Source organism: Halomonas sp. AOP43-D1-4 (genome assembly GCF_052446175.1).
GTDB lineage: Bacteria > Pseudomonadota > Gammaproteobacteria > Pseudomonadales > Halomonadaceae > Vreelandella > Vreelandella citrativorans.
The window spans coordinates 58252-78739 of sequence record NZ_JBQSVY010000002.1; the positions used below are offsets into that span (position 1 = coordinate 58252).

The window sequence follows — 20488 nt, forward strand, 5'->3', positions numbered from 1 at the left end:
AAAACCGTAAATAAACAATAAAAAATAACGTTAAAAAACAAAAACTAGCTTAAGGCACAACCACCACACTTGAGAGGTACCTATACACTTAGCCGACGTGCTTGACGCATAAAAAGATGCATCCAGGAAGCCTTTGCCGTTGATGCCTATGGACACGATCAAACCTGAGTTTCTAGCAACATGAGCACGATCAACTTAACATTGGACACTTTTATGGTCGACTGGATGACATAGGGTTGGATGCCATGCATATCTTAAAGGACACCGGGACAAGCAGTGCGACTCTACAGCCGGCCAGATGTCATGTAAGCCATTGATTCCACGGGAACGAAACACATCAATCCATTTGGCACGGGTGTATTTACCGCGACACTGAGACGGCTAATGACTTCAACGCTGTTAGTTGTCCAACCTCCTGCCAGTATGGCGCACTAACTCTGGAGAAAACCTCATGCCATTAGGTTGGGTTCAGCACGCCCGTGAGACTATTCGCCAGACCGCCGGTCAGGCGTTACTCAAAATATAGGTGGTTGTTGCACAGTGGCAGAGAGCCCACCATCAATTAATATTTCTGTTCCAGAAATATACGATGCTTTATCAGAAGCTAAAAACAAAGCGGCTTCTGCGATATCAAACCCTGTTCCCATTCGGCCTAATGGGCATTGCATAGCTCGGGCAGCCCGCATTTCGTCGGAAGTTTTTTTTCCATAAGAATTAGCGAGTGTCTTTTCGATGCGCGGTGTGTCAATTAAGCCAGCAATTATCGTATTCGCTCTAATACCATAGCAGGCATTTTCCATTGCCAAGAGCCGCATGAAATGAATAGCCGCGGCCTTGGTGGTACCGTAAGCAAGATGAGGATATCCAACGTCACGAACCGCGGCGATAGAAGACGTTGTTAAGATAACTCCACTAGCCTTTTCACGCATGGAGGGCAGTACTGCTGAGGTAGCAACATGAAGAGAAGTGAGGTTGGCATCGCTAATACGCCGCCAGTCTGCTGGAGATGTCTGTTCAGAGGCTCCAGCCTTTCCTACCCCTACATTACAATAAAGTATATCGACCTGGCCTAAAGCCTCGATAACTTTGTATATAGTTGCGGTTAAGTCCTCATCCTTTGTAACGTCAATTTCAACCGCCCGGCCTTGACCGCCTCTACTTTTAATGAGTACTAGGGTTTCCTGCGCAGCAGATAATTCCCGATCTGCAACAATGACGATCGCACCTGCCTCGGCGTACTTTACACAAATCGCTTTTCCAATCCCCCAGCCGGGGCCGACTGACCCACCGCCAAGCACTAAGACAACTTTACCCTCTAGATCTTTTATCATTATTAATCCACCTTTCTTATTCATTTCATATGCCGTCAGAATGGGCGCTACTGGCTCTGGACTTCGCTGCTTTTGCCGCTAGCCACTCCCGGCGTAACCCCATAAAAAGAGATAATGCGACCGCCGCTATAAAAAACCAGCAGATCCAGCTTCGGAAAAAGATGGATATGTCTTCTGATATCAAATAGGAACGTCTTAAGTTATCTTCGAACAGGGGTCCAAGGATGAACCCGATGAGAAAGGGGGCTGAAGCCATCCCTATCCGAGTCATTACAAAGCCAAGAAGCCCAAAGGCAAACATCATTAGTACATCAAACATCTGATTTTGGACGGCATAACTTCCGAATACGCAGAAAAGCAGAACCGATGGCAAAAGAATGTGCCGAGGGATGTCCGCAATTTTTGCGAAATGGCGTATTGCTAAACTACCGGCGACAAGCAGTACGAGTGAGGACAGCATTATCCCTGCAAAGATTGCATATATTATGGTTATGTTATCTTGGAAGAGTAGCGGCCCCGGCGTTAGCCCGTGAAGCATAAAAGCCCCTAAAATAACGGCAGTTACAACATCACCAGGTATCCCTAATGCTAAGAGTGGTATGAGTGTCGCCCCGGCGACACCATTGTTGCCAGATTCCGAAGCCGCCACACCTACAATTTCCCCAGTGCCGAACTTCTCCGGATGACTGGACACTCTCTTTGCCTCACCATAAGAAAGAAAAGCAGCAGCCGTAGCCCCCGTTCCTGGAATCGCACCAATGATCACGCCAATAAAGCTTCCGCGAATAATTGTAGGTAAGCACTTAATAAACTCAGGCATAGATACTCGACTTCGGTCTGCCCCTTTAACGGCAATCGGCATTATTTTTTGAACATAAAAATCGATAACCTCAGGAATAGCAAAAAGGCCAATAAGCAATGGAATGTAGCTAACACCACCCATTAAGTTGAAATTGTCAAAAGTAAAGCGCTGGGTTCCATAGACAAGGTCAAGCCCAATTGTCGAAACCAAGATACCTAAAGTTCCCGACATCAACCCTTTCATTAAAGATGATCCTGATATCGAGATTACAATTGTCAAAGAAAAAGCTATTAGCCAGAAATACTCTGGAGGTCCGAATTTTAACGCGAAACTTGCAATGGTTCCGGCTAGGAAGATAAGAGCAAGATTGGAGATTAAATCTGCCGTGCATGAGGAATATAAGGCTATCTTTAGCGCTTTTCCGGCTTTACCTTTGCGAGCCATTGGGTAGCCATCAAGGATTGTACAAGCTGCTGCTGGCGTTCCAGGCGCTTTTACCAAAATAGCGGTAATTGATCCCCCGAAAATTCCTCCCTTATAGATTCCTATCAGAAGCAATATTCCAGTGATAGGGTCGAGCGAGAATGTAAAAGGCAGAGCCAGCGCTACAGCCATTGTTGCAGTTAGCCCAGGAATGGCCCCAACTGTCACGCCAACTAATACCCCGACCGTTATAGCAAGAAAGTTACTGAGACTGAAAAAAAGGGTAATACCCTCGGCGATGTTTGACATCATCGTCAGATCCATCCTTCAAGTAGGCCTTTCGGAAGCGGAACCTGCGCAAACAGCGTAAAGAATAGATAAAGAACTAGCGGAAGCCCGATTGAGACTGAAACTAGGATTAGAGGCCGTCGCTCTCCACCCAGCCAGATAAGAAACCCTGTAACCATTATAGATATCAACAACATACCGAGGTACAGAGTTAAAAAGCAATAGGCAAAAAAACAGGCGGCTACTAATAAAATATGTAACGGCCACCTACGCCTTAAATGGGTAGACTCATCATTTTCCTCTTTAGGAACCCCTAGGCCGATTGATGCCTGCATCCCGTAGATCAAGCCAAAAATCCCAATTAATGTGGTTAAAACGTAAGGTAGAAAGACCGGAGAGAGAGGAAGCCGCTCTACTGAAGCAGGTGAAACCACTCCCGCAGGAATTACAACCCAAGCGAAGAGAACTGAAGCCACAAATATTCCCCCCCCAAGCATGGCATCTTTTATGCTTTTTTTAGCAACAGCCTCGGGTCTCTGTTCAATGTCGTCGCTCATCGATAAGCCCTCTATAAACCCAATGAAGTGGAGCGGACGTAAATTTTCACGTCCGCTCTAAAATACTTACTCCACGGTCACGCCGGCTTCATCGACGACCGTTTTCCATTGAGCTAGTTCTTGATCGACATGTGAAGCAAGGTCTGCTGGTTCGCCACCTTCGATCGTGGCCCCTCGCGTCCTAGCGAATTCCTTAAAATCGTCGCTCTGCATCACTTCCTGCATTGCTTCGTTAAGTTTCGTAACCACTGCATCATCTGTTCCCGCTGGAGAAAATAGACCGAACCATGAAATGGCAGAAAATTCCTCAAGTTCGGCAATACCCGCCTCAGAAAGTGTGGGAACATCAGGCAATGCTGCGGATCGCTCACTCGTCGTGACTGCCAGAGGTCGGATTGCACCTGATTGGATTTGCGGGAGAGCCGAAGGCATATTCTCGAACATTACGTCAACATCCCCAGAAAGTAGTGCTGGCATTGCTTGACCACTTCCACGGTATGGTACGTGCGTCATCCGAGCCCCCGTACGTGCTTTAAACATCTCCCCTGATAGATGAATTGAACTTCCAACTCCTGACGAAGCGAATCTCATCTCTCGCTCATTGGCTTGATCAATAAATTCCTCTACCGAATTAATATTGCTCTCATTAGAGACCACCATCACATTCGGGATCGAAAGAAGATATATAATTGGATCAAAATCATTCTTCGCATCGTATTGCAGGTTTTTATAGACAGCCGGCGCAATGCCATGAGATGAAACGTTTCCCATAAAGAGAGTGTATCCATCAGGGTTTGCCATTGCAGCCTGTGTGCTTCCTAGCGTGCCCCCGGCTCCGGCCCGGTTTTCCACGGTCACCGTCTCATCAAGGACGCTTGTTAGACCCCTTGCTACTTGACGAGCAAGTATGTCGGTCGATCCACCAGCACTATAGGGAACGATCATATTGATACGCTTAGTTGGAAAGTCCTCTGCTTGTGCGTTCACTTGCGATGTGAACGCCATGAGTGAAGTGCTGACCAAAATGGACGACAACAGTGTCTTCGAGAGTTTTGTCATTATTTTTTCCTCTGCATGAATGTACCCACTCGGGGATTCTCCAGTGCTAATGCAACTGGAAACCTTTATACGGAGCCGATCGTCATGCCTCCGCAGATGTAAAGTACTTGCCCAGTAACAAAGCCTGATTTTTCGGATGCAAAAAAACTTACTGCATTAGCAACATCATCTGGCGTGCCTAGCCTTCCAACAGGTACGCGCTCAATGATGGATTTCGTGCGTGGATCGTCCGGCGGGTTAACCTCTTCAAACAGACTTGTTCGTATTGGGCCGGGGCCCACCGCATTGACAGTGATACCATGTCGTCCGAGTTCGAGTGCCCATGTTTTCGTTAAACCATGTAGCCCAGCCTTCGTCATCGAATAAACCGTTCTCATTTCTTTACCTAAAGCGGCGCGGCTAGAGATATTAACAATGCGGCCTATACCAGCCTTTTTCATTGCAGGAATAACAGCCTTGGCACATAAAATTGGTGCTGTCAGGTTGATGGAAACGACTTTCTCAATGCTATCAAGCTCGGTATCTTCAATCGCAGAAGGCATAACGATACCGGCATTATTGACTAGCCGAAGTACGCTATGAGTAGCGGTAAATTCGATGATTTTGTTCTCTGTCGCTATGGCATCCGCGAGATCGACCTCAATAAATTTCTCTGCGTATTCATGTTCAGGTTGAATCCGATCTACCACAACAACACGCAGTCCATCCTCAGAAAGGCGTTTCGCTATCGCACCACCTATGTTCCTTGAGCCGCCTGTAATAAGTACATAATTGGACATTTCTTTAATCCTCGTAGGGTATAGATTTATCGACGAGGTCCCAGATATATCGGCCTGAAGGGCGTTGCTGCTCTTCCGCAATATGGGCAACCAGACCGGCGGTGCGCCCAATAACAGAGAAGCCTCGCATCAGATCTACAGGAATACCCATTTCGCCAAGCAGTGCGGCTGTTGCGCCAGTCGCGTTGATAGTAATGTGCCGCCCCGTGATTTCATCAATAACTTCGGAAAGAAGATGGAGGGATTCGATATACTTTCCTGAGAACCCATTTTCTTGACCTATTTCTATAAGCCGTTTTGCCCGAGGATCGTCAGGATAATGTAGGTGATGCCCGAAGCCTGGGATGTGTGCTTTTCGGCCTCGATATTCATTGACGATCTCTTTAGCGTATGTTCTGCGTTCTTCGCCCTCTAATGAGGCAAGGCTGGCTAATAAGCGCGCATTGTTTTCCACGGTCCCGACAAACTGGCTTCCGATTGCTAAAAGCCCTGCAGCTACGGCCCCTTGTAAGTTTTCAGGTGCGCTCATGTAGACGGAACGCGTTGCTATGGCGCTAGGCGTAAAGCCATGCTCCATCATGGTGATTAGAACAGCATTCATTACTCGCTGCTCCTCAGGCTTAATTTGACGGCCAAGGATATGTTCCATCATCACGGAAACGAAATCAGATTGAGAGCCGGACTTGAGCATATCTTCAACGAGGTTTTTTTCCCGATAAAAGACCGCTGTAGGAGTATGTCGGCTTAGAGAAGTGGTAGGCGTTTTAAAGACCATAATTATGTATCCTTTTGTTTGCCGGCTTTGGCCGACTTTATATAGTCATCAATGAGCGTCTGCTTCTGAAGCTTTCCATACGCGTTGCGGGGTAGACGATCGTAGACAACAAGAGATTTGGGGGTCTTTACCGACCCAAGTTTTTCCTTAATGAATGCAATAATTTCATTAGGCTCCACCTGAACTCCATCACGTAATTCAACAGCGGCATGGACAGCCTCCCCCCATTTATCATCAGGTACGCCGAAGACAGCACAATCTATAATCGCCTCATGCTCAGCGATAGCCGGCTCTATATCGATTGGGTAGACGTTGAAGCCTCCTGTGATGATGACGTCCTTCGATCGCCCTTTAATGAAAAGAAAACCCTCATCATCGACAAAGCCAAGGTCACCAGTACGAAGCCATCCATCAACTAAAGTCTCAGCAGTTTTATCTGGCTGACGCCAATAGCCGGTCATGAGGAGGTCACCTCGCAGAACGATCTCTCCATTAGATCCAGCGGGAAGCAAATTACCGCTTTCATCGATAATGCCAACTTTCGAAAGAATGGTTTCACGACCAACAGAGGCCCGTTTTTCGGGGCGAAGCAGGTCTTGTGCAGTTATCATAGTGGCGATCTGCGGCGCCTCCGTCTGACCATAATTTGAAGCTATACAAGGCCCGAATATTTTTTGAGCATCAGCAATAGCCTCTGATCGCATCGGTGCCGATCCATAAACAAGGTTTCTTAGCCGATCGTAACTTCCCTCTTTGGCTTCAGGTATCTGCATCATCAAGTAAAGAACTGTCGGCGGTAAAAAAGTGGTAGTGATATCGCTCGTTAGTAAATAATGAAGCGTCTCTTTTGGTCGAGGCTGGTCCAAAATGACGATAGTGCCTCCGGTTGCTAGCGTCGGTAAAATATATGTCGAGGTTCCATGCGTGATTGGTGCCGCTGCGAGATATCGATCGCCCTCTTGCATGTCCCACGCCAAGATCTGTGTAACGATATTCGTGTTCCAAGCACGGTAAGGCTGCATTACTCCCTTTGGTTTACCAGTAGTACCTCCAGTGAACTTAATTGCTTGTGTTTCATGAAGTGGTAAAAGGTGAAAGGTCGGTTTCTTTCCTTCATATTTTCGGATCAATTTGGCTAATGAAGTCTGCCCTTCTTCTGCGCTCGCAATAAGAATCTTAGCTCCGCCATTCTTGACTAAGTGATGGCTATCCTCATCCACAACAACAATCGACATTTCTGTGAATTCAATCGATTGACAAATTTCCGTCTCCCTATTTTTTGGATAAAGAGGAACCCACACTTTCCCCGCGGCTAGCACAGCCAGCCAAGCGATTAAGTGGTCGATATGATTGAAGCAACAAATGCCAACTCTGGAACCCGGAGTCGAGTCGATATCCTGAAACGCCGCAGCTAAAGCATCCGATTTATTCTTTAATTCTCTATAAGTGATTTTTTCGTTTTCAAACTCAGCTGCTATACGATTTTCATCTTTAAGTACTTGCCTATAAAAAAAGTCAATTGGGTACATCAGTGTCTCCTTGTAACTTGCATACCTTCACGTTTGACGGCAGCACAAATCATCGCCGCAATTTGCTCTCGCCGCTCTTTGCTTAATCGAGAAATAGTGGTTGTTACGGAGATAGCGCCAATCAACGAATTTTCTGAGAACAGTGGTAATGCAATCGCACCGATATCTGGAATGACGTAGGCATTATTGAAAACGTAGCCTTGAGAATCGAAAAGACTTACTGCATAGCGTGCGATTTCAGCTGTCATACAGCCATATCTTAGATATCGCTCTGCCTCGGATACGATGACTTTTTCTCTCTCTTCGTCGGAGAGGCTGGCAAGCAGTGCGAGGCTGGCAGCGCCAACGCCGAGTGGGCGTCTCGCACCGATTTTTAAAGTATTGATCGTTATATGAGAGCTACCAGAAACAAGGTCGATACATAATGATTCGCCTCGAGATGGAACAGAAAGACAAATAATTCCATCAACCTCCGCCTGTATAGCTAATAAGGTTGAATGTAATTTTCGGCGTAGCTCAAGGAAAGCAACATCAGATCCAGCACGCTCAACAATTTCATAAGGCATAAGCCCTAAATGGTAGAGCTTGGAATAAGGGTCAAGGCTAATGAAATTTTCTTCAACTAAGGCATTCAGCAATCTATGAGCTGTTGAGATATTTATTCCAGCTTTCGTGGAAGCCTCGCTTAAATTAACTCCCTCTGAGCCTTTCTCTGCCACTGCAGTTAATAAGGCTAATCCTTTGGACAAGGAGGACTGAGCCACTTTATTGGATGGTAACGGCGTTTTGACCCGCATTAATTCTTACCTTTTATATTTTATTATTCATAAAAAGGTAGTTCAGGGTAGTTTACGTTTGTATTAACCTTTCGTATTACGAAACTTACATTCTCACTAGATGAAAACATAAAACTAAAAAAATAGTTTATTTAATTAATATTTCTATATTAAACAAATGATAAATAAGTTTTTTTTAAAACTGAAGTGCCCATCTCTCCTTTCTTGCATCTGTCACTAAGCCTCACGATTTCGCTAACAGCGCTTTCTAATTGCCCCATATTGTTATATTATCACATAACATAAATCATTTAGAGGCGTGCTAGTAATGACTGCGTTTTCTCCCCTGCCCGTTACCGTGCTGTCGGGCTTTCTGGGTGCTGGTAAAACCACTGTGCTCAATCATATCCTCGCCAACCGTGAAGGCCTTCGTGTGGCGGTGATTGTGAACGATATGAGTGAGGTGAACATCGACGCCGCGCTGGTGCGCGGTGGCCCGGGCGAATCAACGCTTGAGAGCGAAGTCGCACTTAATCGCTCAGAAGAACGCCTTGTCGAGATGAGCAATGGGTGCATTTGCTGCACGCTGCGCGAAGACCTGCTTATCGAGGTCAACCAGTTGGCAAAGGAAGGGAAATTCGATTATCTGGTGATTGAGTCGACCGGTATTTCCGAACCCTTGCCAGTGGCTGAAACGTTTACCTTTGAGGATGAGGACGGCCAAAGCCTTTCCCATATCGCCAGGTTGGATACGCTGGTAACGGTCGTTGATGGTGCCAACTTTCTTGCCCAATACCGTGAAGCACAAAGCCTGGCGGAAGCAGGAGAAAGTCTCGGCGAAGAGGATGAACGTAACGTTGCCGACCTGCTGGTGGATCAGATCGAGTTCTGCGATGTATTGCTGATTAGTAAAACGGATTTAATTAGCGAAAAAGAGCTGGAGGCACTCAAAGCCATTTTGCACTCCCTCAACCCCGATGCCGAGCTGATGCCTATTCGCCAAGGCGGCGTACCGCTTAATAAAGTGCTAAATACTGGCAGGTTTGACTTTGAGCGCGCTCAGCAGGCGCCGGGCTGGCTAAAAGAGATGCGTGGCGAGCACGTACCCGAAACCGAAGAGTACGGCATCGGAAGCTTTGCTTATCACGCCCGTCGCCCATTTCACCCGGCCAAATTTCACGACCTGCTGCATTCCGAGTGGTTTGGCGAGGGTTTATTGCGCTCGAAAGGTTTTTTCTGGCTGGCCACCCGCCCCCAGTGGGCCGGGCAGTGGAGCCAGGCAGGCGGCATCGCCCATCATGGCATGGCCGGTATGTTCTGGAAGTCGGTTCCTGAAGAGCGCTGGCCAACTGACCCCGAGTACCGCCAATTCATCACCGAGAAGTGGGAAGAGCCGTTTGGGGATATGCGCCAGGAGCTGGTGTTTATCGGCCAAGGGCTGGATAAAGCCCGCATGCGTGAAGCGCTGGATGCCTGCTTACTCAACGAAGGCGAGCTACTGGAAGGCATGGAGATGTGGAAAACGCTGCCTGACCCCTTCCCCGCGTGGGAATAAATCTGCTTGCAAGCACCAAGGCCTCAGGTATCGACCTGAGGCCTTTTCTATTGTGCTTATTGTCAGCGTTTTTAGACGCTTCGGGGCTTTCTGGAAGCCGCCCAGCGCAGCGCATCAATAATCGCAATAATGATCAAGCTACCGCCCAATACCGGTAAGGCGAACCCTAAAAGCGTTAGGATGGCGAGCAGGCCCAACTGAGCGGGCACGCCCAGCATGATAAACAGCGCGGTCATGGTTTGTGCCTTATTCACCGTGGTGTTTTTAACGCGCTGCCACCACATCCGATAACCCCACACAATAAGAAACACCAGGGCCGCTGCAAATAGCGCCAGCACCAGCTGGTTAAGCAGGCCAAACAGTACGCCCATATGTAAATCAATACCCCAGCGCGTTAGCTTTGCCGCCAAGGGAAACGTTGAAAAATCCGTTTGCTCAAGAATACGCATATCGCTTGGGTTCAATGCGACCTGGTCTACCTGAGTAGGCCAGCGGCGGTCAATTTCTGATACGCGCCATGCTCGGCCTTCGCTGGCAGGCGGTTCTAGCTGGATTCTACCCGCCAGTAGTCCTGCGCTCCTGGCTGCCGCAAGCGCTTGGTCGAATCCTTCCGGGCTTACAAAATCTCCGGCTTCGGGGGCGCTGCTCACACCATGGTCGGCATGCATGTCGTGATGGGCATGGGAATCATGGCTCACTGCATCCCCTGGCGCGGGAAGCACGGTCGATACGCTCGGCGTACCCCAGCCCCACGCCTGTCTTAATTCGCCAATATTGCCACCGGCCCATTGCGACCAGGTAAGCCCCGTGGCTGAGAAAAACAGCAGCCCGACGAGCGCAAAAACACCTACGGTTGCGTGCAAGCGCCGTGCCGCCATACGCGGGCTTGGGCTTTTAAGCGCTTTACGTCGCGCTAACCAAAGCACCAGGCCCAGCAGCGCAATGATCCATAACCATGACGCCGCTAGTTCGCTGTACAAACGCCCTACATCGCCTAACAGCAAACTACGGTGAAACTGATCAAGCGCCGTGCGAAACGGCAATATGCCGCTGGTGCCATACACCGTCATGTCGCCTTTTACGTCAAGCGTTGCCGGGTCTATAAAAATAGCCCGATGCTCGGAAGGTCCAAGCGCTGGGTCAGCAAACATAACACGCGTGGTACTGTGCGCATCCGGTGCGGGGCGAACCGCGGCGGGTAGCGTGTCCTGGCCTACCACCCACTGCGCCGTTTCAATTTGCCGTGCCAGCGGCTGCGGTGCATCTTGGGTACTTACCGTTAAGGCATCACGGTAAAGCCACGATTCCACCGACGGTGTTAAAACGTAGACAATACCACTCAAGGCGGCCACCAGAATAAAGGGACCTACCAAAAGCCCCACATAAAAGTGCATTCGCATTAATAGCGCAAAGAGAATTTTTCCATTTCGCCGGGGCAGCGTTGGATCGGTTTTTTTTGAGGACATGCTTATCATTTCCCAAGAGATATTAAACAACGTGTTTTATCGGCATGACGTATATGCAAAGGATTATTGATCTTTAAAAAAAGCTAACGATTAAAACGCTACAAACATCTTCTTAAATCATTCATATAAAGAGTGCGACCATAGGACGCATAAGGCTTAGCTATTTAAGGAATCTACCGTTAACGGATAATTTTATGGTTACACAGTACCGGGCTGGTACAATCACGCTTCTTGTTAACCCCGTGAGGGCTGAATTTGATGCCACTGTCTCGCCCAGCACGCTTACCCTACTATCGCGTTACATTAGCGATGGCGTGGGTAGCCATGTGCCTGTTATTTGCGGGGCCGCTCATTTCTCAGTTCCAGGCCAGTCATCACGACCATGGCCACCATGCTCACAGCCAGCTCCATAACCACAGCAACAGTCATCACCACAATGCGGATGCTGAGCATCACCACCCTACGGATGAACACGCCGAGCACCCTGTAGCGCACTCCCCCCCACCCGATACGGCTACTGGCCGCGCGCTTTCCAGCACGTTGTCAGACTGGCACAACCAGTGCGGCTACTGTGAGCTGTGGCAACACAGCCCGTCGCTCTCTATTGCATTACCCGCCCTTGCCCACGAAGCCTTCGTTGCGCTGGGCGGCGCATTTCTAACGCTCCAGACCGGTGCGTTTTTTCAGTATAACTATCCGCATGCGTTAACTCGCGGGCCACCTTCTTTTATCTTCGAGCATTTAAAAACATCGACGCGAACAGTGTTAATAGTAACGCGTAAAAGTAAAAAAGAAACAGGGTTGTTAGGCTTTTTAAAAGCATAACAAGGCCCGGACTTAGTGCGCTTTACTGTTTTAAAGTAATACGACGATATCTTTTAAGCCCATCCCTTAATAATTTCTCATACTTGTTAAGTTTTGTTTTTCTACAACGACTTTAATCGCCTCTTTGATACAGCGATCGACCGGATAGTGCATCTTTCCACGGGCCTGTCGGTGATCCGGAAACACTTGGCGGCGAGGGTTCACCTCGTCGATGCATGTAGCTCAAGAAGGGCCTGACACTCACTGCCTGTCTCGTTACTGTCGTGTCCAGGCATCATCAGAGGCATCGACACTTACAAGGCTCTGCACATGGCCTCTGTCGTGGATACTTATGCCCGCGTGTTTGGTACCGCCAGTTTCCGATCACCCGGCATGGCTACAAGACCATGCTAGCCGTTACCTGGAGCAGCATGACGAGGTGGCCGATCTCGATATCATGATCAAAGCCATCGCCGATGAGCTGGTACCAGAGCTGGTGTCACGAACGGCGGTGGGCTATGAATCGGCAGCTCAGTTGCTGATCACGGCGGGGACAATCGGGGCGGCGGCCAAGCCGCCATGGAGAGCTTTTTCGGCGCCCTAATAGCAGAGCACTTCCACATGAACCGGTTCAACACGATGGGGGGGAGCTAACGCGAAGTACTGCCGACTATATCCACTACTACCATCATCAGCGGATCAAGCAGAAACCAAAAGGCCTGAGCCCCGTACAATACTGGACTCAGGCCATGACCGCTGGTTAAAGAAACCAACCGTCCAACTATTGAGGGTCAGTTCAGAAACCTGCTGGCGGTCGCTGGCGTTAGCGCAGGCCGAGCAGAGAAAGGATAAACAGTACAACGACGATTAGGCCTACGATATAGATAATATTACGCATGTTGGCACTCCTTGCTAGTTTGCGTTTTGGTTGAAATCAAAGGGTTGCTTACGCCCAGTAATGATTAAAGCCTAGCAGGCTTTTCAACTTTTTGCGTACTCACCACTATTTCCGGTTTAAAACAATCATTTAAGCCATTTTAGGCGCACATTATGTCTTGTTCTTAAACGCTCGCTATCCTAAATAGCAAGGTGGCAAAGTCATCAACCAGAAAGGCGCGTTATGAAAAGGCTTATGCGAAGGTTTATCCAGGGAATGGGCTGCGCGATAGCGATAGGCGTCAGCCAAAGCATTGGCGCCAGCCCACCCGCGCCTGCTGCGTTTGCAGCGATGGATGATGAAGCTGGCAAGCTGTCACGCCTTCACAGCGTTGTGGTCGCTTACGACGGCGAGATTATCCACGAGCAACACCTGGGTGGCCCCGGCGTTGCGCAGCCTGCCAATATCAAATCACTTTCCAAAACGGTGCTGGCGGCGATAACAGGCGCAGCTATTGAAGAGGGCATTATTGAATCCACCGAGCAGCGATTGGTGGCGCTGTTGGATGAGCCATTGCCCGCCGGGCTGGACCCGCGCGTGGAAGACATTACTGTAGGGCATTTGTTGGCTCAGCAGGCGGGGCTTGAGCGTACATCCGGCGCTAACTACAGTGCTTGGGTGGCAAGCTCAAACTGGGTTAACGATGCCCTTACTCGCCCATTTGTCGATGAACCCGGCGGGCGGATGCTGTACTCCACCGGCACTAGCCACCTGCTTTCCGCAGCACTTACCCAGGCAAGCGGTGAAACCACGCATGTGCTCGCACAACGCCTGCTGGGGGAGCCGCTTACTATTTCGATTCCCGCATGGCCGCGTGACCCACAAGGCATTTATTTTGGCGGCAACAATATGCAACTTTCGCCACGCGCGTTGATTGAGGTGGGCGAGCTTTATCGTAACGACGGCGTGATGGAGGGCGTGCGGCTATTGCCAGAAGGCTGGGTGGAGGCTTCATGGACACCCCGTGGCATCTCTGCCTGGACGGGTGATGGCTATGGGTATGGCTGGTTTATTACCGAACTCGCAGGGGAAACGGTGTACTACGGGCGTGGCTATGGCGGACAAGCGCTGTACGTGATCCCTGAACGCGATATGACCGTTGTGATCACCGCAGACCCCACGCCGCCCTCCCCAGGCGGCCAGTTTCAACAACAGTTGCATCGCCTGGTCGAGGGCCTGCTCAGCGCACCTGAAGAACAGTAACGCAGGAAGCTAATATGTTAGTGAGATCTGCCGCCTCGTTCAGGCCCATCTTGCGCTGTTCGGCGCTGTAGCTTGGTGCGAATAAAATCACTGTGGCTAACATGCAGTAAATCGGCCAGCCGTCGAATACGGTGCTCTTCAAGTGGGTCAACGCTGCCGTCGGCCCAGGCCAGCTGCCACATCAGCGCCACCAGCTCACAGCGCTGGTCGTAGTTATAGTGTTCTTTGATTAGGCTCACAAACTGGTAATGATCGACGGCCTCATCCACTTCTGCTTGTGCCAACGTCATCAGCTCTTCCACATCGCTTGTGCTGAGCTGGTAGCGCTCGGTAAGCATAAGGCGCAGCGCGGCAAGCTCTTCATCGGTGGTGTCGTAATCGGCGCGGACGATTTCACACAGCAGTGCTGCGGTGGCCAGTTCCAGGGTGAGCGTTTGATTTTCGCGCTGCTCGGGTTGCGCAAGCGTGCGCTGGAAGAAATCACTAATAGCGTTCAGCATAAGGGGCTCCTGGGTTGCTACAGCATCGTCCTTACCTCAATCCTTCTTGGTAAGCTGCTCTCTTAACTGCTTGGGCACTTGCTTGATAATCAGGCGATCTTGAGTGGCGTCGTACTCGATGCTTGAGCCCAGCAGGTGGGAGTCAAAACTAATCGAGACACCGCCCGCTCGGCCGGTAAAGCGGCGGAACTGGCTTAAGGTGCGCTTATCGGGGGGAATCTCCAGCGAAAGCCCGTAATCGGCGTTGCGAATATGGTCATAAAAGGCTTTCGGCTGCTGTTCGTCCACCAGCCCGGAAAGCTCTTCCAAGGTCATTGGCTCGCCACGGCGAAGCTGTTCATTGGCGTAGTCCACCAGCGTGTCGGTTTTTTCTCGACTCACCTCGTCGTCGAAATCCTCTTTTTCCACATAGTCGCTGAAGGCCTTGAGCAGCGTGCGGGTTTCAGCGGGCGCATCGATCCCTTCTTCCATGCCCAACAGGGCTACCATGCCTTCGGCAAGCTTTTTACCGCCACGATCTTTCAAGAAAGAGACGTACTGCGCGCCAGGCGACTCGCTCTGCCACTGGGTTAAATTGACCCGGGCCGCCAGGGTAAGCTGGCTGGTATTCAACTGCGCGGCAGGCACGGCCTGGTGAGCCTGGTTAATGCCAATGCCCTCACGCTGATGTACCAACGCGATAAATAGCGTTTCGGTATCCCCTTGGCGTATGTGCGCAAGCAGTAAATAGCCGCTGACGGATAGCTGCTCTTGTAGCTCACGCGCCAAGCGCTCAGCAATTGCGGTCGAAAGCTGGGTAAAGTCCTGGGCACCCGCACTATAATCGCGCAGCCAGGCAAGTAGTGGGCCAGCCTGCTCGCCCTCTTCAGCAAAGCGCCCCCAACCTTTAGCCTTGGTGTTATACGTGTCGTTCAGCGTATTCACCAGGCTTGCCATGGCCGGGTCATCACTTTCGGCAAGCGATGGCGCAGCGGTTAGCGTTAAGCGTTCACCGTCAAGCGAAGGGTCCAGGCGGTGAACAACGCTTTGCAGTAGTGGCATAAAGGCCTTGGCTCCTGGCGTAAATAAAAAGAGGTGCTGCGCGTTAGGGTTTCAGGCGATAGCCAGTACGAAATATCCACGCGATAGTGGCTAGGCTAGCGAGTAAAAACAGGCTGATCATGGCCACACTGGCCACCACACTGACATCGCTAATCCCGTAGAAGCTCCACCGAAAGCCGCTGACCAGATACACCACAGGGTTGGCGAGCGTGACGGTCTGCCAGAAAGGGGGCAGCATATCTATCGAGTAGAAACTGCCGCCCAGAAAGGTCAGCGGCGTAATGATCAGCAAGGGCACAAGCTGAAGCTTGTCGAAGCCATCCGCCCAAATGCCGATAATGAACCCCAGCAAACTAAACGTGACGGCGGTGAGCACTAGAAACGTCAGCATCCAGAAGGGGTGCGCAATTTCCAGCGGCACAAAAAAACTCGATGTCCCAAGAATGATCAGCCCCAATAGAATCGACTTCGAGGCGGCCGCCCCTACGTAGCCAATCACTATTTCAAGATAGGAGATGGGCGCCGATAAAATTTCATAGATACTGCCCGAAAACTTGGGAAAGAAAATCCCGAAAGAGGCGTTGGACACGCTTTGGGTCAGCAGCATGAGCATAATCAGCCCAGGCACGATAAAGGCGCCGTAACTGACCCCACCAATCTCACTGATACGCGAGCCGATGGCCGCGCCGAACACCACAAAGTAGAGCGAGGTTGAAATAACCGGCGACACAATACTTTGCAATAACGTGCGCCGCGTACGCGCCATTTCTGCCATATAAATGGCGCGAATAGGATACAGATTCATGCACGCTCCTTAACCAGGTCGACGAAAATATCCTCAAGCGAACTCTGCCGTGTATGCAAGTCTCTAAAGGCGATGCCTTCACGCTCAAGGTTCGCTAACAGCGCTGATATTTTGTGGCCCTCTTCATCCTGACGGCCATCATAGCTGTACACCAACTCATGCCCATCGGCGGTCAGGCTTAACCCCGTTTGCTGAAAAGCGGCAGGTAGCGCCTTTAACGGCGTTTGCAGTTGAAGAATTAACTGCTTGCTGCCCAGCTTTTGCATCAAGGCCGCTTTCTCTTCCACCAGCACGATTTCACCTCGATTAATCACCCCGATGCGGTCGGCCATCTCTTCGGCTTCTTCAATATAGTGGGTGGTGAGAATAATCGTGACGCCACTTTCGCGCAGCCCGCGAACCACTTCCCACATATCCCGGCGCAGCTCAACATCGACACCCGCCGTTGGCTCATCCAAAAACAGAATGCGCGGCTCGTGAGAGAGCGCCTTGGCAATCAACACACGGCGCTTCATGCCGCCGGAAAGGGTCATTAAGCGGTTATGACGTTTATCCCATAACGCCAGCGACTTAAGCACTTTTTCAATATGCGCAGGGGCAGGCGCTTTACCGAACAGGCCACGGCTGAAACTGACCGTATTCCACACCGTTTCAAAGGCTTCGTTGGTCAACTCCTGAGGCACCAGGCCGATACGCTCACGCGCCTGGCGGTACTGGCTAACGCTATTAAAGCCGTCAATCACCACCTCGCCCTGGGTCGGGTTGACCAGCCCACACACCACGCTGATCAGCGTGGTTTTGCCTGCCCCATTGGGGCCAAGCAGCGCAAAAATCTCACCACGCTGAATGGTGAGGTCCACCCGCGAGAGCGCTTGAAAGCCGCCTTCGTAGGTTTTATTCAGGCCGTTAATCGAAATAATGGGGTCGTTCATGGCTTTCTCCTCACACCGCAACGTAAACGCCACGACGCTGGAGGCGATTTAACGCGAGATTAAACATGCGATTCTGTCTGAAAAGTGATCGAGCATAAGCGCTTTTCAGGCAGGACCGAATGCCAAAGCGACAATAGCCGTGCAGACGTCTTATCGTATTGCACGGCTATAGAGACGCAACGTTTAGGTGCGGTCAGTGATTTCGAGCAGGTGATAACCAAACTGCGTTTTCACCGGGCCGTGTACCTGACCCAACTCACCGCTGAACACCACCTTGTCGAACTCAGGCACCATTTGGCCGGGGCCGAAGCTACCCAAGTCGCCGCCCTGGCGGCCAGAAGGGCAGCTAGAGTGCTGCTTGGCGACATCGGCAAAATCACGGCCGTTCTCGATTTCCTGTTTAAGCGCTAAACACTGCTCTTCGCTGCTAACCAAAATATGACGGGCGCTGGCGTTTGCCATAACAACCTCCTGCCTGTATCAATGAAATGAAGCCGCTAGTTTATCACGCTCGCTTGGCGGCGGGTGTACCTGCGACACAGCATGCTCAAGGTTTCCCAAGCGCACCGCTATAGCGTAACGCATCGCCTACTCGCGCCAACGCACGTTCATGGTCATTCACTGCTACCGGCCCCCGGCTGCAAGCAACGATCACCCAGGGGCCATTAGCCTCTTCGTGCGAAGCAATGCCCGCATCGCAACTACGCCGATGCTGGGTACCGGTTTTATGCGCAAAACGGATGGTGTCGCCCAACCCGGCCGTTAGTCGATTACTGCCCGATGTTGTTCGCTGCATTATCTCCAGAAGTGCCTGGCTCGGCTGGGCACCTAAGCCACCGCTCGCTGCCTCTTTATACACACTTACCAACAGGTCGCCGTAGGCACGCAGCGTGCCGACGTTTTCACCGGTCGCCTCATAGGCATCGAACGCGTGGTCATAGTCAGGTTGCTTGAGCGTGGAGGGGTCAACATCCAGCCGCTGAGCCAGCGCCGCCGCACGCTGGCTTAACCGGTGCTGGCGCAAGGCGATAAAATCCATGCCGTCCAGCGTTCGTGCGTCAGGGTGTAACTGCCCATAAACGCCCTGACGAACGCCAACCAGTTTGGTAATCGGGCCGATATCGTCAGGGTTGCCTCCACTACCCGCAATCATTGCTCTCGCCCGAATATTGACATCGGCAAGGCCCACGCGGTCAATCAACATATCGGATGCCGTGTTATCACTGACGGTAATCATCTGTTCAAGCAGGCAGCGAATCGAGATCGGCGTCCCCGGGTCGTGCCAGATCACCGGCCCCGCGCCATCCACAAAGTCACTGCGCGAAAGCGTTAAGCGCTCATCCAGTGACAGCGTGCCTGCTTGACGTTCGGCAAGCACTTGGGCGGCAATAGGCACTTTTACCAACGAGGCCAAATACCAGGGTCTATCCGCGCGCCACGAGTAGGCCTCTCCGGTGGCCAGGTTTTGTACATATACCCCTAACGTACCTTCAAAGATGCCCTCAATAGCGGCGACTCGGGCATTCAAGTCGGCCTGCCATGTGCTCTGTTTATCGACCTCGTAGTACCAGTTCGTCTCAAAAGCCTGCACTTCAAAAACCGGTGCTTGAGTACCGTCGGCATAGGCTGGCAGTGCCATTAAACACACTACGGCTAACAGCCAGCGTTGCCATCGTTGCTGTCGTTGCAAACCATGTCCTCTTAGCGGTGCGCTGCGATCCAACGTGTCACCCAAATCCACACGGCGGCGCCCAGTATCAACACGCCGCTAATCGCCAGCGCCTGTGGATAGGTATACATGCCCTCGCCTTGCAGCAAAAAGCGCAGCACGAGAAAGATCATCACAATATGAAAAATAAACGCTTTTAGCGCATCGCTACCGACCACGGTGAGCGGCAAAAGTGCCTTGGCGGCAGCCGCTCCACCGGCCAGTGTCAATGCGAGCAAAATAAGCGCGCCACCTACACTAAACAGCATGAACTCCAGGCCAGGCGGATGTTTGCCTGTGTTATTGGCAACGGCCATCATGGCGGCATACACACGCTCATCCGCCAACGCGAGACCATAAAACGTCATTACCATTAACGCGCCTATCGCCAGCAGTATTAACACCAAGCGGCGGCGCAAGTGAGCCGTAAAGTAACAGCGCAATAGCGCTTCGCCTACCAACAATCCCACCAGGATAAGAGGGGCCCGGCTAATCTGCCCCCAGGCATAGTGGTCGGGGTGGTCAACCAGTAAGGCTTTCAGGATATCGTTACCGCCAAAGCTAAGCCCTTGTAACCAGGCAGAAAGTGCGGTTAAGCCAACCAGTGTGGCAATCCGGCTCCAAAGAGGCGCCCGTGCCCATAGCGGTAGAATAAGCGGCACCCAAAGCAGGGCAATGGCATAAAAGCCTAAAATCTCGACCCAGATTCCAAAGCGCCCATAAAGCAACGTATCGACAATATCGGCAGGGCTACTAAACGGCAGCATCTCGATAATAATGAGCGCCTTGTACCAGAACCACACTTCAATCGCGCGTAGCCATAGCTTAAGGCGTCGTTTAGGCCAATCATCGCTTTGGGTGTGAGAAAGAAAGGCCACTGCCAGGGCAATGCCGAATACCAAAATAAACAGTGATGAGGAGAATTTGGTTAATAGATGAATAGGCACCATGCCCCAGTCAGGCACATTACGTATGCCTATCAGCCCGCTAACCGTGTGGCTGACAATCATTAAGCCAATCGCAATGCCTCGCGCCAAATCGATAGCCGCGATTCGCCCTTCCGCTTTAGGAAGCTGCGGCGCCTCTTTCCAGTTCACCACGATACAGGCTTCCTTATAGTCATAACGGGCCAAGGGGTACGTAATGTTAACAATAGACGATAAGGCAACAACTTTTGCTTTGGGCTTTAAACGCAAAAATGCCCCGCAGGCGGCGGGG

The 20488-nt window shown here is 50.9% G+C and carries 19 protein-coding genes and 2 pseudogenes; 5 read left to right on the top strand and 16 right to left on the bottom strand.

From position 1 onward, the window contains the following. Positions 1-515: 515 nt before the first annotated feature. The 8 genes from ACT3RQ_RS02170 to ACT3RQ_RS02205 all read right to left on the bottom strand — a co-directional run bounded on the left by ACT3RQ_RS02170 (position 516) and on the right by ACT3RQ_RS02205 (position 8340). The gene (locus ACT3RQ_RS02170; protein WP_444679904.1) at positions 516-1331 is read right to left on the bottom strand and encodes an SDR family NAD(P)-dependent oxidoreductase; all 816 of its coding nucleotides are present in this window, start codon (positions 1329-1331) and stop codon (positions 516-518) included. Positions 1332-1356: 25 nt separating this feature from the next. Beyond that, positions 1357-2865: a tripartite tricarboxylate transporter permease gene (locus ACT3RQ_RS02175; RefSeq protein WP_193055424.1), complete on the bottom strand. Its 1509-nt coding sequence runs from the start codon at positions 2863-2865 to the stop codon at positions 1357-1359. 5 nt (positions 2866-2870) lie between these two features. Continuing rightward, entirely contained in the window at positions 2871-3401 is a 531-nt protein-coding gene (locus tag ACT3RQ_RS02180) for a tripartite tricarboxylate transporter TctB family protein (RefSeq protein ID WP_444679905.1), read from the bottom strand. Positions 3402-3467: 66 nt separating this feature from the next. Next, positions 3468-4460, bottom strand: coding sequence for a Bug family tripartite tricarboxylate transporter substrate binding protein (locus ACT3RQ_RS02185; RefSeq protein WP_444679906.1), 993 nt, complete (start codon positions 4458-4460; stop codon positions 3468-3470). Between the two features lie 65 nt (positions 4461-4525). Further along, a complete protein-coding gene (locus ACT3RQ_RS02190; protein ID WP_193055250.1) occupies positions 4526-5239 on the bottom strand; it encodes an SDR family NAD(P)-dependent oxidoreductase in 714 nt (237 codons plus the stop codon). 4 nt (positions 5240-5243) lie between these two features. After that, positions 5244-6014 (bottom strand): citryl-CoA lyase, encoded by a 771-nt coding sequence (locus ACT3RQ_RS02195; protein ID WP_444679907.1) that lies wholly within the window; start codon positions 6012-6014, stop codon positions 5244-5246. Between the two features lie 2 nt (positions 6015-6016). Continuing rightward, the gene (locus tag ACT3RQ_RS02200) at positions 6017-7543 is read right to left on the bottom strand and encodes a class I adenylate-forming enzyme family protein (RefSeq protein ID WP_444679908.1); all 1527 of its coding nucleotides are present in this window, start codon (positions 7541-7543) and stop codon (positions 6017-6019) included. Beyond that, a complete protein-coding gene (locus tag ACT3RQ_RS02205; protein ID WP_444679909.1) occupies positions 7543-8340 on the bottom strand; it encodes an IclR family transcriptional regulator in 798 nt (265 codons plus the stop codon). Before ACT3RQ_RS02205 ends, ACT3RQ_RS02200 begins: the two co-directional genes overlap by 1 nt. Positions 8341-8647: 307 nt before the next feature. On the opposite strand from ACT3RQ_RS02205, the gene zigA reads away from it, so the two are divergent. After that, a complete protein-coding gene (gene zigA, locus ACT3RQ_RS02210) occupies positions 8648-9874 on the top strand; it encodes a zinc metallochaperone GTPase ZigA (protein ID WP_444679910.1) in 1227 nt (408 codons plus the stop codon). Positions 9875-9945: 71 nt separating this feature from the next. Here the strand turns inward: zigA and ACT3RQ_RS02215 are convergent, their stop codons facing one another. After that, positions 9946-11340, bottom strand: a complete 1395-nt coding sequence (locus ACT3RQ_RS02215; RefSeq protein WP_444679911.1) for a PepSY-associated TM helix domain-containing protein — start codon at positions 11338-11340, stop codon at positions 9946-9948. A 258-nt stretch (positions 11341-11598) separates the two neighbouring features. On the opposite strand from ACT3RQ_RS02215, the gene ACT3RQ_RS02220 reads away from it, so the two are divergent. The 4 genes and pseudogenes from ACT3RQ_RS02220 to ACT3RQ_RS02235 all read left to right on the top strand — a co-directional run bounded on the left by ACT3RQ_RS02220 (position 11599) and on the right by ACT3RQ_RS02235 (position 14284). Further along, entirely contained in the window at positions 11599-12165 is a 567-nt protein-coding gene (locus ACT3RQ_RS02220; protein ID WP_444679912.1) for a DUF2946 domain-containing protein, read from the top strand. Positions 12166-12541: 376 nt separating this feature from the next. Then, positions 12542-12697: pseudogene (locus ACT3RQ_RS02225) on the top strand (IS110 family transposase); the annotation flags it as partial. 106 nt (positions 12698-12803) lie between these two features. Then, positions 12804-12908, top strand: a pseudogene (locus ACT3RQ_RS02230) (IS3 family transposase); the annotation flags it as partial. A 368-nt stretch (positions 12909-13276) separates the two neighbouring features. Further along, positions 13277-14284, top strand: coding sequence for a serine hydrolase domain-containing protein (locus ACT3RQ_RS02235; protein WP_444679913.1), 1008 nt, complete (start codon positions 13277-13279; stop codon positions 14282-14284). A gap of 17 nt (positions 14285-14301) precedes the next feature. Here the strand turns inward: ACT3RQ_RS02235 and ACT3RQ_RS02240 are convergent, their stop codons facing one another. From ACT3RQ_RS02240 to ACT3RQ_RS02270, 7 genes are all read right to left on the bottom strand, one after another. After that, the gene (locus ACT3RQ_RS02240; protein ID WP_444679914.1) at positions 14302-14784 is read right to left on the bottom strand and encodes a tellurite resistance TerB family protein; all 483 of its coding nucleotides are present in this window, start codon (positions 14782-14784) and stop codon (positions 14302-14304) included. A 36-nt stretch (positions 14785-14820) separates the two neighbouring features. Continuing rightward, positions 14821-15825: a nucleoid-associated protein gene (locus tag ACT3RQ_RS02245; protein WP_444679915.1), complete on the bottom strand. Its 1005-nt coding sequence runs from the start codon at positions 15823-15825 to the stop codon at positions 14821-14823. Positions 15826-15868: 43 nt separating this feature from the next. After that, the gene (locus ACT3RQ_RS02250; RefSeq protein ID WP_444679916.1) at positions 15869-16630 is read right to left on the bottom strand and encodes an ABC transporter permease; all 762 of its coding nucleotides are present in this window, start codon (positions 16628-16630) and stop codon (positions 15869-15871) included. Continuing rightward, entirely contained in the window at positions 16627-17562 is a 936-nt protein-coding gene (locus ACT3RQ_RS02255; protein ID WP_172119067.1) for an ABC transporter ATP-binding protein, read from the bottom strand. The genes ACT3RQ_RS02250 and ACT3RQ_RS02255 overlap by 4 nt, the downstream gene beginning before the upstream one ends. A gap of 183 nt (positions 17563-17745) precedes the next feature. After that, complete coding sequence (locus ACT3RQ_RS02260; RefSeq protein WP_087111190.1) at positions 17746-18024, bottom strand: peptidylprolyl isomerase; 279 nt, start codon at positions 18022-18024, stop codon at positions 17746-17748. A gap of 85 nt (positions 18025-18109) precedes the next feature. Further along, positions 18110-19252, bottom strand: a complete 1143-nt coding sequence (locus tag ACT3RQ_RS02265) for a serine hydrolase (protein WP_444679917.1) — start codon at positions 19250-19252, stop codon at positions 18110-18112. Positions 19253-19263: 11 nt separating this feature from the next. Beyond that, complete coding sequence (locus ACT3RQ_RS02270) at positions 19264-20370, bottom strand: heparan-alpha-glucosaminide N-acetyltransferase domain-containing protein (protein ID WP_444679918.1); 1107 nt, start codon at positions 20368-20370, stop codon at positions 19264-19266. Positions 20371-20488: the final 118 nt, after the last annotated feature.